Raw genomic sequence first — 12,714 nt, forward strand, 5'->3', positions numbered from 1 at the left:
GTCTTACATGCGAATTCTGGTTACCGGGGCAAGCGGTTTCATCGGCGGGCGCTTTGCGCGTTTTGCCCTGGAGCAGGGCCTGGAGGTGCGGGTCAATGGCCGACGCGCCGAAGGCGTCGAGCACCTGGTCAAGCGGGGCGCGCAGTTCATTCCCGGCGACCTGGGCGATGCCGAACTGGCCCGGCGCCTGTGCCAGGGCGTCGACGCTGTGGTGCACTGCGCTGGCGCGGTGGGTAACTGGGGGCGGTATCAGGACTTTCACCAGGCCAACGTGGTGGTCACCGAGAACATCGTCGAAGGCTGCCTGAAAGAACATGTGCGGCGTCTGGTGCATCTGTCTTCGCCATCGATCTATTTCGATGGCCGACCGCACCTGGACCTGCGCGAGGACCAGGTCCCGCGTCGCTTCCACGATCACTACGCGCGCACCAAATACCTGGCCGAACAAAAGGTGTTCGGCGCCCAGGAGTTCGGTCTGGAAGTGCTGGCGCTGCGCCCGCGTTTCGTCACCGGAGCCGGCGATGCGAGCATCTTTCCGCGGCTGATGCAGATGCAGCGCAAACACCGCGTGGCGATCATCGGCAATGGGTTGAACAAGGTCGATTTCACCAGCGTGCACAACCTCAACGAAGCGTTGCTCGGCGCACTGTTCGCCGAGGACCGAGCCCTGGGCCAGGCCTACAACATCAGCAACGGCGCCCCGGTCCCGCTGTGGGATGTGGTCAACTACGTGATGCGCCAGATGCAGTTGCCGCAGGTCACCCGCTACCGCTCCTTCGGCTTGGCCTACAGCCTGGCCGCGCTGAACGAGGCGGCCTGCCTGTTGTGGCCGGGCCGGCCGCAGCCCACCCTGACGCGCCTGGGCATGCAGGTGATGAGCCGTGACTTCACCCTCGACATCAGCCGAGCCCGGCATTATCTGGGGTATGAACCGAAGGTCAGCCTGTGGACCGCGCTGGATGAATTCTGCGCCTGGTGGAAGCATCAACCACTGGGCCAGTGAACCAGATCGACCGATGATGGTCATCAGTGCGCCGCGCAAGCGGTTTATACTCATGCCCCTTTGCTACTACCGCGGTTGAATGCACCCATGCGTAACGATGCCCGTGATGATTTCGATGACGTACCCACCCTGCGTGCCGGTACCCCGGATGACGATGAACTGTTGCCGGCGCACGTGGCGCGCAGCCGCCAGAAAGCCGCGAGGCCTGCAGCCACGGGACCGCTCTGGGCACTCTTGGGGGCTTCATTCATTGCCCTGGCAGGTTTGGGCTGGTGGAGCTTCCAGCAGATCTCGTTGATGGAGCAGCAACTGGTGGCGACCCAGGAAAGCTTCGCCCGCATCAGCGAAGAAGCGGCAGGGCGCCTACAGGCGATCAGCGGCAAGGTCGATGCCAGCGAATCTTCGGTCAACACCGGCAGCGAAGCGCTGAAACTGCAGATCCGACAGTTGCAGGCCAGTCTCGCCGAGCAAGGCAAGCAGCAGCAGGGTGTGGCCGGGCAGACCGGCGACCTGGGCAAGCGCCTCGAACAAGTGCTGGCCGACACCCGTGAGCAGCAGAAAGCGGTCACCGAACTGCAGACCCAGTTGCAGGCCCAGCTCAAGGCGGTGAACAGCGAGCTGGCGGCGTTGAAGTCGGGGCAGGTCGACGGTGGCAAGCTCGATGGCCAGCTCAAGAGCCTGAGCAACGAGGTGGCGGCATTGAAGAAACAGGGCAACCCGAGTGCGGCGATCGAGAGCCTCGAGCAGGATGTGCTGGTGCTCAAGAGCCAGGTGGAGAATCGCCCAGCGGCGTCTGCCGGCGCATCGGTGCAGGAGTTCGATGCGTTTCGTGGGCAGACCACGCGTAAGTTGAACACCCTGCAGAGTCAGATCCAGAATCTGCAGCAGCAGATCAACGCCCGGCCTTGAGGTCGGACGCGGCTCCATCGCCGGCAAGCTGGCTCCTACCGCTAGGAGTCGGCTTGTCGGCGATGGTCGGGGTCACATCCGCGGGTAGTCGATGTAGCCCACCGGCCCTTTGCCGTAGAAGGTTTCCGGATGTGCCTGGTTCAACGGTGCATCCGCTTCCAGCCTGGCCGGCAGGTCCGGGTTGGCGATGAACGGGACGCCGAATGCCACCGCGTCTGCCTTGCCGCTGGCCAGTGCGGCGCTCGCGCTGGCCTTGTCGAACCGTTCGTTGACGATATAGGGGCCGCCGAACGCTGCCTTGATCAACGGACCGATACTGTCATCGGCTTCCTTCTCGCGGGAGCAGATGAAGGCGATGCCGCGTTTGCCCAGCTCGCGTGCCACGTAGGTGAAGGTCTCGGCGCGATTGGCATCGCCCATGTCATGAGAGTCGGCACGCGGGGCCAGGTGCACGCCGACCCGGCCGGCGCCCCAGACCTCGATGGCGGCGTCAGTCACTTCCAACAGCAGCCGTGCGCGGTTTTCCAGCGAGCCGCCGTAGCGGTCGTTGCGTTGGTTGGTGCTGCTTTGCAGGAACTGGTCGAGCAGGTAGCCGTTGGCGCCGTGGATCTCCACGCCATCGAAGCCGGCGGCTTTGGCGTTTTCCGCTGCATTGCGGTAGGCCTCGACGAGGTCGGCGATCTCTTCGGTTTCCAGTGCCCGCGGGGTGGGGAACTCGGTCAGTGGGCGGACCAGGCTGACATGGCCTTTGGGTTGGATGGCACTTGGGGCCACTGGCAGCTCGCCGTTGAGGTAGCTTGGGTGGGAGATCCGCCCAACGTGCCACAACTGCAGGAAGATGCGCCCGCCAGCGGCGTGCACGGCGCGGGTGACGTTGGTCCAGCCGCGCACCTGTTCATCGTTCCAGATACCGGGGGTATCGGGGTAGCCAACGCCCATCGGGCTGACCGAGGTCGCCTCGCTGAGAATCAACCCGGCGCTGGCGCGTTGCACGTAGTACTCGGCCATCAGGGCGTTGGGCACTCGGCCTTCATCGGCGCGGCAGCGGGTGAGCGGGGCCATGATGATGCGGTTGGGCAATTGTAGGTCGCCCACGGTAAGGGGGCTGAACAGCGTGGTCATACGGTTTACCTCGCAAGTAGCATTGAAATTCAGAGTGTCTGGCGTAACTGCTCGAGGAATGCCTGAATGGTGTCCTCGTTGCGTTTGAAAAAGTGCCATTGGCCGATCTTCTGGCTGCTGATCAAGCCGGCCCGCTGCAAGGTGGCCAGGTGGGCGGAGACGGTCGACTGCGACAGGCCGCAACGTTGGTCGATCTGACCCGCGCATACGCCATGCTCGGTACTGTGGTACTGGTCGGGGAACTGGGCAGCGGGGTCCCTCAACCAGCCGAGGATTTCGCGCCGCACCGGATGGGCCAGTGCCTTGATGATGTCGTCGAGATCGAGTGCCATGGTTCGAGCCTGTGGTGTATCGAATTTTTCCGAAATATAAATCGGTATTTCGCGATATACAAATACGAAGGGGTTATGAGCAGAGCAGCAATGGCTATATCGGGTAACGGCGATACGGCAGGGTGCAGTGCTAGAATGCGCCCATGAACTACCTCGCGCATCTGCACCTGGGCGGCCCTGCGCCGCAACAACTGCTCGGCAGCCTATACGGCGACTTCGTCAAAGGTTCGTTGGAGGGCCGCTTCGCCCCTGAGCTGGAAGCGGCGATCCGCTTGCATCGGCAGATTGACAGCTATACCGATCGGCACCCGCTGGTACTGGCGGCTCTGGCACGCTTTCCCCAGGCCCGACGACGCTTCGCCGGGATCGTGCTGGATGTGTTTTTCGATCATTGCCTGGCGCGGCACTGGGCCGATTATGCCGAGCAACCGCTGGAGCAGTTCACCGGCGACTTTTATCGGGTATTGCTGGCTGAACCCCAGTTGCCGGGACGGCTGGCGCGTATTGCGCCGTACATGGCCGCGGATGACTGGCTCGGCGCCTATGGTGACTTCGCCACCCTTGAGCAGGTGTTCAACGGCATAGCGCGGCGGTTGTCCCGGCCTGAGGGTATGCACGGGGTGATGGGGGAACTGGAGCGGTTGTACGAGCCGCTGTTGGCGGATTTTCGTGAGTTCTATCCGCAGTTGCAGGCGTTTGCGGCGGCGGGGCGTGCGGCTGACAGTTAAGCCTGTACCGGCCCTTTCGCGGGGCAAGCCCGCTCCCACAGTAACCCTAGGTACCTGACAACTATGGGGTATCTGTGGGAGCGGACTTGCCCCGCGAAAGGGCCGGTACAGACAGTGGATGACTCAGGCCGCCCGCGCTTGCCGCCTAGGCGCCACCTCGACCTCCTCGACCCCGAACAACGCCCCATGGATCGCCTGCTGAGCCTGGAACGCCAACGCCGCACGCTCCTTGCCCACGCTGCTGATCGCCGGCAGCAACTGGATGCGTACCTGCCCCCGTGGTGCGGCGAACAAACGCATCAGATGCGAGACCAGGTCGTCATCGCCAATGAAGGGCGCAATCGGGTCCACCTCGCCATCGCGCAAGTACTGGATGGCCACCGGCTGCAGCGCTACGCCTCGGTCGATGGCGCCGGCCAGCAGGCGTCCATGGAAGGTGCGCAACTGGCGACCGTCGGTGGTGGTGCCTTCAGGGAAGATCAGCAGCGGCCGAGCCAGCCCCAGTTGCCTGCCGATCTGTTCGCGCAGACGCTGGCTGTCGCCACCGCCCCGGCGAATGAACAGCGTTCCGGCTTTGTCGGCGAGCCAGCCGGCCACAGGCCAGTGACGCACTTCGGCTTTGGACAGAAACGACAGCGGCAGCAACATGCCGAGCAGTGGAATATCGGTCCAGGACACATGGTTGCTGACCCATAGCATCGGTCGTTGAGGCAGTTCGCCGCTCACCTGCACTTCGAACGGCAGGGCGGCGACCAGACGTTTCATGAACAGGCAGGCCCAACGTTGGCGATGGCCGATCGAGGCGCTCATCCCCAGGCGTTCACCCACGGCGATGACGCCGGCCATGCACAGCCCCAGCAGGAGGACCAGGGTCAATCGGGCGAGGCGGGCGATCACCCGCAGCTTGGGCATCAGACCGCCGCCTTGAAGTGACGGGCGTAGCGCGGGCACAGGTCGTCGCGCTTGAGCAGGATGAACACATCGGCCACCTGGAAGTCCTCGTCCCAGCAAGGCTCACCGCAGATTTTCGCCCCAAGGCGCATATAGGCCTTGAGCAGCGGCGGCATTTCGGCGATGACGTTGCCCGCCAGCGCCAGGTTGGGCAGGGGGTTCTTTGGTTCGGCACGCAGGTGCTCGTTGCACAGGTAGCGTTCACGCAGGCGCTGCATCACGGCATGCGCCTGCACCCCGCCATCCTGCATGGGGATGCTGGCGCAGCCCATCAGGTAGCTGTAACGGCCTTCATTGAGCACCTCGGCCAACTCGCCCCAGAGCACGGCGATGGTGCCGCCATTACGATAGTCCGGTGCCACGCAGGTACGGCCCAGTTCGAGGATCGGGCCCTGCAACTGCAGCAGACCATGCAGGCTGAATTCCTCTTCGCTGTAGAAGCGACCGAGACTGCTGGCGGCCTGGTGGTCGAGCAGGCGGGTGGTGGCTACCAGCTCGCCGGTGCTGAGGTCGCGAACCCCGATGTGGCGGCAGTGAACGTCGTATTCATCCATGTCCAGGCCCTGTTCGGCGCCTTTGAGCTTGGCCTTGAATTCCGCACTGAACACCTTGTAGCGCAGCGCCTGGGCTTCCTGCAGGGCCGTGGCGCCGACCAGGCGTTCGGCTTGCAGGCGGCGGTTGGAGCTGGTGGCGCCAGAGTGAGCGATCCGAGTCATTGCGAGTCTCCCTAAGCCAGCCAAGAGGGTTGCGGCCGGTCGGCTTTATCTGCAAAGTCAGCCTAGGTAGATGCGGTGTCACCCCTGTGAACCTTTGGTGATGCTTGCATGACACCCCGCATGCTCCCCACCCGCTTCTGCAATCTTCGAGAGGTGCGTTACATGCCGTGGTTGCAACGTCTCAACGATCCGTTTCGTCATCCTCCGGCTGGTACCTTGGGCGAGACCTATGCTGCCTTGCGCGAGCGCCTCGGTGCTGTCGCTCCCTTCGAGCTAGCGGTCCTTGGCGGGCGGGCCATGGCTACGCCGGGGCTGGCCTTTCTGGTGGGTTACCAGTCTGCGTTGCGCGTCCTTTGGCCCAGTGCCCCAGATGGGCTTGGCGCTTTGTGCGCGACCGAGCGCCGCAGCGTGATGCCTGCCGACATGCAGGTGCGCCTGGACGGCCTGCGTCTGTGTGGTGACAAGGACTTCGTCACCGCCGGGTTGGACGCCGAGTGGCTGCTGGTGGCGGCGCGCAGCGAAGGGCAGGGCGAGAAGCCGCGACTGAACCTGGCGGTGGTCTATCCGGGTGAGCCAGGCGTCACGCTCGGGGCCCTGCCGACCTTGCCGCTGATGCCTGAAGTCGGGCATGCGCGCCTGCATCTGCAGCAGGCGGCGTGCGAGCTGCTGGCCGGGGATGGCTGGGACGCTTACGTGAAGCCGTTCCGCTCGCTTGAAGATCTGTACGTGCTCACTGCATTGACCGCCTGGCTGTATGGCGTCGGTCAGGAGTGCGCCTGGCCGCAGGAGCTCCGTCTGCGCTTGCTGGGGTTGCTCGCAGGCTGTGCCGAGGGCAGCCGGCAGTGCGCCGACAGCGTCGGCTGTCACTTGCTGCTGGGAGGCTTGTTTTCGCAATTCCAGGCGCTGCGTGGGGCGATCGACAAAGCGCTGCTGGCGGGGCCGGAGCAGTGGGCGCAACTGTGGCAGCGGGACCAGGGGGTGCTGGCGCTGGCCACGGCGGCGCGGGAAAAGCGTCTGGCCAAGGCTTGGGCGGCTGCAGGATTGTCATGAAGGCCTGAGAAGTTGTGTGATCCGTTGGATCCCAGGGCCACATCATGTCCAAGTTCGTGTACATAATCTTCGGCCTGTTGACCTTGCCAGCCTGGGCCGAGGACTGGCCCGTCGACCGCACAGCCATCGACTGGACGGTCGTCGACGCCTACGCGTTCCCCCTGCGCAACCCCTCCGAGCGCAGCGGCATCCGCACCGATGCCCTGCTGATCGTCCGGGACGGGCGCATCATCCACGAGCGTTACAGCGCACCTACCCGCGCCGACACCGCGCACCTGACCTGGTCGGTCAGCAAGAGTGTGCTGGCCACGCTGCTGGGTGTGGCCCAGGGTCAAGGACGCTTTCAGCTGCAAGACCCGGCAGCGCGCTTCTACTCCCCCATGCAGACTCATCCCGAGGTCACCCTCGCCAATCTGCTGCACTGGTCCAGTGGACTGGATTGGCAGGAAGACTACGAATACGCGCCGCTGAAGTCCTCGGTGGTGGCGATGCTCTATACCGGTGGACGCCACGACATGGCCGCCTATACGGCAGCGCGCCCTGCCGCCGAAGCCCCCGGTAAGCGGTTTCTCTACTCCAGCGGCGACAGCAATGTGCTGGCCGCGACCCTGCGCGGCATGGTCGGTGACGAAGCCTATGCCGATTACCCGTGGCGGGCGTTGTTCGAACCACTGGGCATCACCAGTGCCACGTGGGAACGCGACGGCAGCGGCACCTTTGTCGGCTCTTCCTATCTGTACCTGACTGCCCGCGACCTGGCGCGAATCGGTTTGCTGATGCAGCGCAGAGGGCGTTGGGGTGACCGCCAGCTGTTGCCGGCGAGTTGGGTCGAGTTCAATACCATGTTGTCCCCGTCGGCCCGGGCGCTGCCCGGCGAAGCCAATCCTGGTGGCCATTGGTGGCTCAATCAGCCGCTGGCCGGCAGCCAGGCGCCCTGGCCGGACGCACCGGTGAGCACCTTCGCCGCGCTCGGCCATTGGGGACAGGCCTTGTATGTACTGCCTGAGCAGAAGGTGACGATCGTGCGGTACGGCGATGACCGCGATGCCAGCTATAGCCACAACGAAATGATCAAGCGTGTGCTGGCCGCCATTGCCGGGGAGGGCGCGTGAAGCGCTTGCTGGTGGTGTTGCTGGTAGCCTTGTGCAGCTGGGCCTGGCACGAGCGCCAGGCATTGGTAGACTTTCCCGGGATTCTTCCGGCCTACTCGGCCAAGGAATATTGCTCGTGCCGTTTCGTCATGGGCTTCGACGAGGCGTACTGCCGTGGCTACGTCAGGCAATGGTTGCCCTTGTCGCGCCTCGAAGAGGACCGCGAGCTACGGCGGGTGACAGCCGTGGCTCTGGGCCGGCACGACCAGGCGCAGTGGCAGGGCCAGCGCGCGGGTTGCCGCTTGCTGCCGTAAGGTCGGGCGGTTAAGGTTGGCGGCTTGGCTCCACGAGATTCGTCATGTTCAAAATGCTCCGTTTACTTCCTGCATTGTTGTTGGCACTTTGCCTGCCCGCCCACGCCAACTGGCACCTCGATGGCGAGTCGTCACGCCTGTCGTTCGTCACCGGCAAGAACGGCAATACTGCCGAGGTGCATCGCTTTTTAGTGCTGCATGGCAGCGTCGACCGCAAAGGCACCGCCAGCCTGCGCATCGAGATGGACTCGGTGAGCAGCGGCATCCCGCTGAGGGACGAGCGCATGCGCGACGAACTGTTCGAGGTCAAGCAGTTCGCCGAGGCGACGGTCAAGGCACAGATCGACCTACGGCCCCTCGACGACCTTGCCGATGGCGCGCAGATCGAATTGCGCCTGCCGCTGACGGTCACCTTGCATGGCCAGTCGCACAGCTACAACGCGCTGCTGCTCGCCACTCGCCTGGACCAACGGCGCTTCCAGGTGGTCACGCTGGAGCCCTTGGTGCTGCGCGCCGAGGACTATGGCTTGATGCCCGGCCTGGAGAGCTTGCGTAAGTTCGCCAAACTCAAGTCCATCAACCCGACGGTGCCGGTCAACGCGGTGCTGATCTTCAACGCTCGCTGACATGCCGGGGCCGGTCTTTCCCTGGCGCGAAGGGAACCAGTTCGAGTTGCTGGTCGACGGTCCGGCGTTTTTCCCGCGCATGCTCCAGGCCATCGACCAGGCTGAGTTTCAGGTCGATCTCGAGTTGTACCTGGTCGAGGCCGGCGATTGTGCGCAAGCGGTGGTCGAGGTGCTTGAGCGGGCGGCGCGGCGTGGCGTGCGGGTACGCTGCCTGTTCGACGACTACGGCTCGCTGGCCTTCGGTGCGGCGCTGCGTGCGCGTTTGACCGAGGCCGGCGTCTATCTGCGCTTTTACAACCGCTTACGCTGGAAGCGGGGCTTTCGCAACCTCTACCGTGACCACCGCAAGCTGCTGCTGGTCGATGAACGTTGGGCGGTGGTCGGCGGTACCGGAGTCACCGATGAGTTCTGGACCCCGGGTCAGGCGCAATCGGAATGGCACGAGGTCATGGTGCGGATGCAAGGGCCGGTGGTGGTCGACTGGCAACTGTTGTTCGACCGCCAGTGGCACGCCAACAACCGCCGCACGGCCTGGCGTCCGGCCGAGGGCTTCGGCCTGCCACGCCTGCCCAAGGTGCCTGCGCAGGGTCAGGGCATGGGCCGAGTGGCCTATGCCGACGCCCGCCAGCATCAGGACATCCTGCATTCTTTGGTGCGGGCACTGAACAGTGGCCAGCAGCGGGTCTGGCTGGCCACGCCGTATTTCCTGCCCACCTGGAGCGTGCGCCGCTCGCTGCGGCGGGCGGCCGGCAAGGGCGTCGACGTGCGCCTGTTGCTCACCGGCCCACGTACCGATCACCCGTCGGTGCGCTACGCCGGGCACCGTTACTACCCGCGTCTATTACGCGCCGGGGTGCGCATCTTCGAGTACCAGCCGTGCTTTCTGCACCTGAAGATGGCGCTGGTGGACGACTGGGTCAGTGTCGGCTCGTGCAATTTCGACCACTGGAACCTGCGCTTCAACCTGGAAGCCAACATCGAAGCACTCGATCCGGCGCTGACCGCCGCCGTGTTGGCCAGTTTCCAGCGCGATTTCGCCCTGAGCGAGGAGGTCGACCTCGATCACTGGAATGCCAGGCCGCTGTGGCGCCGGGTCAAACAGCGGTTGTGGGGCTGGTTGGACCGGTTGGTGGTCAATCTGCTCGACCGTCGCAACTAAGACCGACTATCTTGCAGTGACTGTTCCCAGGCACTGTCAGGAGTCTATGCGATGACGGCGAAGAAGATTCTCATGTTGGTGGGCGATTACGTCGAAGATTATGAAGCGATGGTGCCGTTCCAGGCACTGAGCATGGTGGGCCACACCGTGCATGCGGTCTGCCCCGAGAAGGTCGCCGGGCAGACGGTGCGCACCGCGATCCATGACTTCGAGGGCGAGCAGACCTACAGCGAGAAGCCGGGGCATAATTTTGCTCTGAACTACGATTTCGTCCAGGTGCGCGCCGAAGGCTACGATGCCTTGCTCATTCCCGGTGGACGAGCCCCGGAGTATCTGCGCCTGGACGAGCGGGTGCTGGCGTTGGTCAAGGCTTTCGACCAAGCCGGCAAGCCGATTGCGGCAGTCTGCCATGGGGCGCAACTGCTGGCGGCGGCTGGTGTGCTCAAAGGACGCGGCTGCAGTGCCTATCCGGCCTGTGCACCGGAGGTACGCCTGGCGGGCGGGACGTTCATCGATATCGCGGTGGACCAGGCGCATGTCGACGGCAACCTGGTCACGGCTCCCGCCTGGCCGGCGCATCCGGCGTGGTTGGCGGCGTTTCTAAAGGTACTGGGTACCCGTATCGTCTGATCGGGGCCTATCGCCGGTTCATTCCACCTGCTCGGTCCAGTCATTGAGATTGTAGTAGTTGGTGACCCGGGCGATCTTCCCGCAGTGGATGTAGAAGAACGCCCCGGCCGGCAACACGTAGGTCTGCCCCTTGGCCGGAGGCAGGCCCTCGTCATCGGCCAGGTACTGGCCGTGCACGGTGAACTCGGCGGCCGCCCGGCTGCCATCGGCGTTCTGCATGACCACGATATCGGCCAGCCGCTCGCGGTAGCAGCGGTTCATCTTGTCCATGAACGCGGCGAATTTCGCCTTGCCCATCTGTCGCTCGCCCTGGTTGATGTCGTGGATCACATCCTCGCTGAGCAAGGCGAGAAAGGCCGGCATGTCGCCTGCGTTGAAGGCGGCGTAGTAAGCATTTACCAGTTCGGTAGCGGTCATGGAACAATACCTGTCGTGGAGGGAAAAGGCGCAGCGTTGGCACGGATGATAGGGTTTCCCCTCAAGCCCGGCTTAGCCGAGCGCGTCATCCACCACGACAAAACGACCGCCAAGCATGGAAATCCGCCTGTTGCACGGCGCCGCTATCGCGCCTTACATCGATGACCTCGCTCGCCTTCGCCTGACGGTGTTTCGCGAGTTTCCCTACCTTTACGACGGCTCCCCCGACTACGAAGCCGAATACCTGTCGGCCTACGCCCGTTCCGGCCGTAGTCTGGTGGTGCTGGCCCTGGACGGCGACCAGGTGGTCGGGGCCTCGACCGGGCTGCCCCTGGTGGATGTCGACCCAGCCTTCCAACAACCTTTTCTCGGCCAAGGGCGCGACCCCGCCAGCGTCTACTACTTCGGCGAGTCGCTGGTGCTGCCGCAGTATCGCGGGCAGGGCCTGGGTGTGCGCTTCTTCATCGAGCGCGAGTCCTACGCGCACAAACTGGCCGAGTTCGACTACTGCGCGTTTTGCGCGGTCGAGCGGCCAGGCGTGCACCCGCGGCGGCCAGCGGACTACAAGCCGCTACACGGCTTCTGGCGCAACCGGGGCTTCCTGCACGACCCGTCATTGCGCACCAGCTATAGCTGGCGTGATCTGGACGAGGAGGAAAGTTCGGAAAAGATCATGTCATTCTGGACCAAGGAGCTACCGATTTGATTCGCCTCGCGGCTTGCCAATACGCCATCGAGCTGCATGAAACCTGGGATGCCTACGCCGATCATTTACAAGACCTGTGCGCCGAGGCGGTTGAGGCAGGCGCTCAACTGCTGCTGCTTCCGGAGTATGCCGGCCTGGTCCTCAGTGGCCAGTTGCCCGCCGAGCAACGGGGCGACCTGTCAGGTTCCATCGCCGGTATCCAGCCGCTGATCGCGCCGTGGCTGGAGCTGTGCGCGGGCATTGCCCGGCGTTGGGGTGTCTATCTGCAACCGGGCAGCGCGCCGGTACTGGATGCCGATGGCCGTTATCGCAATCGAGCATGGTTGTTCGGCCCACAGGGGCTGTTGGGGCATCAGGACAAGCTGATCATGACCCGCTTCGAGCGCGAGCAGTGGAACATCGCGCCCGGCGAGGGATTGCAGGTGTTCGACACGGCGCTGGGGCGTCTAGGCATCCTGATCTGCTACGACAACGAATTTCCGATGCTCGCCCGGCGCTTGGCCGAAGGGGGCGCAGACCTGATTCTGGCACCGAGCTGCACTGACACCGAGGCGGGCTACCATCGCGTACGCATCGGTGCGCAGGCCAGGGCGCTGGAGAACCAGATTGCCGTGCTGCAGAGCCCGACTGTGGGGTTGGCGCCTTGGTCGCCGGCTTTGGATGAGAACATCGGCCGGGCTGGGCTGTTCGTGCCGCCGGACCATGGCATGCCCGGGGATGGGGTGATTGCGCTGAGCACCGAGCTTTACCCTGCGGGCAGCCAATGGCTGATGTGCGAGGTGGACCTGCAGGAGGTACGGCGGGTGAGGCGGGAGGGGCAGGTATTGACGCGTCGGGATTGGCCGGAGCAGTTTGACAGGTTGCCCTGAAAACGGCGGCGCCCCCTTCGCGGGGGGGGCCCCCCCCCCGGGGGGGGCCCCCCCGAGAACCAGAAGAAGAAAACAAGAGCCCCCCAGAGGA

16 protein-coding genes are annotated in these 12,714 nt (G+C 64.3%); 11 read left to right on the top strand and 5 right to left on the bottom strand.

The features are described 5' to 3' along the window. Positions 1-7: 7 nt before the first annotated feature. Positions 8-1,003, top strand: a complete 996-nt coding sequence (locus tag KY379_RS25170; RefSeq protein ID WP_133329929.1) for an NAD-dependent epimerase/dehydratase family protein — start codon at positions 8-10, stop codon at positions 1,001-1,003. Between the two features lie 87 nt (positions 1,004-1,090). Next, complete coding sequence (locus KY379_RS25175) at positions 1,091-1,912, top strand: ATPase (RefSeq protein ID WP_133329930.1); 822 nt, start codon at positions 1,091-1,093, stop codon at positions 1,910-1,912. Positions 1,913-1,984: 72 nt separating this feature from the next. Here KY379_RS25175 and KY379_RS25180 read toward each other — a convergent pair whose 3' ends face one another. After that, positions 1,985-3,034, bottom strand: a complete 1,050-nt coding sequence (locus KY379_RS25180; RefSeq protein WP_133329931.1) for an alkene reductase — start codon at positions 3,032-3,034, stop codon at positions 1,985-1,987. A gap of 29 nt (positions 3,035-3,063) precedes the next feature. Then, entirely contained in the window at positions 3,064-3,366 is a 303-nt protein-coding gene (locus KY379_RS25185) for an ArsR/SmtB family transcription factor (protein ID WP_133329933.1), read from the bottom strand. Between the two features lie 143 nt (positions 3,367-3,509). Between KY379_RS25185 and KY379_RS25190 the strand changes: the two genes are divergently transcribed. Beyond that, positions 3,510-4,094: an ACP phosphodiesterase gene (locus tag KY379_RS25190; RefSeq protein ID WP_133329935.1), complete on the top strand. Its 585-nt coding sequence runs from the start codon at positions 3,510-3,512 to the stop codon at positions 4,092-4,094. A gap of 123 nt (positions 4,095-4,217) precedes the next feature. Here KY379_RS25190 and KY379_RS25195 read toward each other — a convergent pair whose 3' ends face one another. Together KY379_RS25195 and olsB are read right to left on the bottom strand one after the other, a co-directional pair. Further along, positions 4,218-5,006 carry a lysophospholipid acyltransferase family protein gene (locus KY379_RS25195; RefSeq protein WP_133329937.1) on the bottom strand — a complete coding sequence of 263 codons (789 nt, stop codon included), beginning with the start codon at positions 5,004-5,006 and terminating at the stop codon, positions 4,218-4,220. Then, positions 5,006-5,761: an L-ornithine N(alpha)-acyltransferase gene (gene olsB, locus KY379_RS25200; RefSeq protein ID WP_133329939.1), complete on the bottom strand. Its 756-nt coding sequence runs from the start codon at positions 5,759-5,761 to the stop codon at positions 5,006-5,008. The genes KY379_RS25195 and olsB overlap by 1 nt, the downstream gene beginning before the upstream one ends. A 162-nt stretch (positions 5,762-5,923) precedes the next feature. On the opposite strand from olsB, the gene KY379_RS25205 reads away from it, so the two are divergent. The 6 genes from KY379_RS25205 to KY379_RS25230 are packed head-to-tail and all read left to right on the top strand — an operon-like array spanning position 5,924 to position 10,631. After that, complete coding sequence (locus KY379_RS25205; RefSeq protein WP_261241459.1) at positions 5,924-6,811, top strand: acyl-CoA dehydrogenase; 888 nt, start codon at positions 5,924-5,926, stop codon at positions 6,809-6,811. A gap of 44 nt (positions 6,812-6,855) precedes the next feature. Then, positions 6,856-7,923, top strand: coding sequence for a serine hydrolase domain-containing protein (locus KY379_RS25210; RefSeq protein ID WP_261241460.1), 1,068 nt, complete (start codon positions 6,856-6,858; stop codon positions 7,921-7,923). Beyond that, entirely contained in the window at positions 7,920-8,216 is a 297-nt protein-coding gene (locus KY379_RS25215; RefSeq protein WP_261241461.1) for an amidase, read from the top strand. Before KY379_RS25210 ends, KY379_RS25215 begins: the two co-directional genes overlap by 4 nt. Before the next feature lie 44 nt (positions 8,217-8,260). Continuing rightward, entirely contained in the window at positions 8,261-8,842 is a 582-nt protein-coding gene (locus KY379_RS25220) for a YceI family protein (RefSeq protein ID WP_261241462.1), read from the top strand. Between the two features lies 1 nt (position 8,843). Continuing rightward, positions 8,844-10,001: a phospholipase D-like domain-containing protein gene (locus KY379_RS25225; RefSeq protein ID WP_261241463.1), complete on the top strand. Its 1,158-nt coding sequence runs from the start codon at positions 8,844-8,846 to the stop codon at positions 9,999-10,001. Positions 10,002-10,052: 51 nt separating this feature from the next. After that, positions 10,053-10,631: a DJ-1/PfpI family protein gene (locus tag KY379_RS25230; RefSeq protein WP_196171551.1), complete on the top strand. Its 579-nt coding sequence runs from the start codon at positions 10,053-10,055 to the stop codon at positions 10,629-10,631. An 18-nt stretch (positions 10,632-10,649) separates the two neighbouring features. On the opposite strand, the gene KY379_RS25235 is transcribed toward KY379_RS25230, so the two are convergent. After that, positions 10,650-11,048 carry a nuclear transport factor 2 family protein gene (locus tag KY379_RS25235; RefSeq protein ID WP_133329953.1) on the bottom strand — a complete coding sequence of 133 codons (399 nt, stop codon included), beginning with the start codon at positions 11,046-11,048 and terminating at the stop codon, positions 10,650-10,652. A 115-nt stretch (positions 11,049-11,163) separates the two neighbouring features. Here KY379_RS25235 and KY379_RS25240 point away from each other — a divergent pair, with 115 nt between their 5' ends. After that, on the top strand, positions 11,164-11,754 hold the full coding sequence (locus KY379_RS25240; protein WP_133329955.1) for a GNAT family acetyltransferase: 591 nt from the start codon (positions 11,164-11,166) through the stop codon (positions 11,752-11,754). Next, complete coding sequence (locus KY379_RS25245; RefSeq protein ID WP_261241464.1) at positions 11,751-12,623, top strand: carbon-nitrogen hydrolase family protein; 873 nt, start codon at positions 11,751-11,753, stop codon at positions 12,621-12,623. Before KY379_RS25240 ends, KY379_RS25245 begins: the two co-directional genes overlap by 4 nt. The last annotated feature ends 91 nt before the right edge of the window (positions 12,624-12,714 follow it).

It is taken from the genome of Pseudomonas sp. HD6422 (genome assembly GCF_025377065.1).
GTDB lineage: Bacteria > Pseudomonadota > Gammaproteobacteria > Pseudomonadales > Pseudomonadaceae > Aquipseudomonas > Aquipseudomonas putida_U.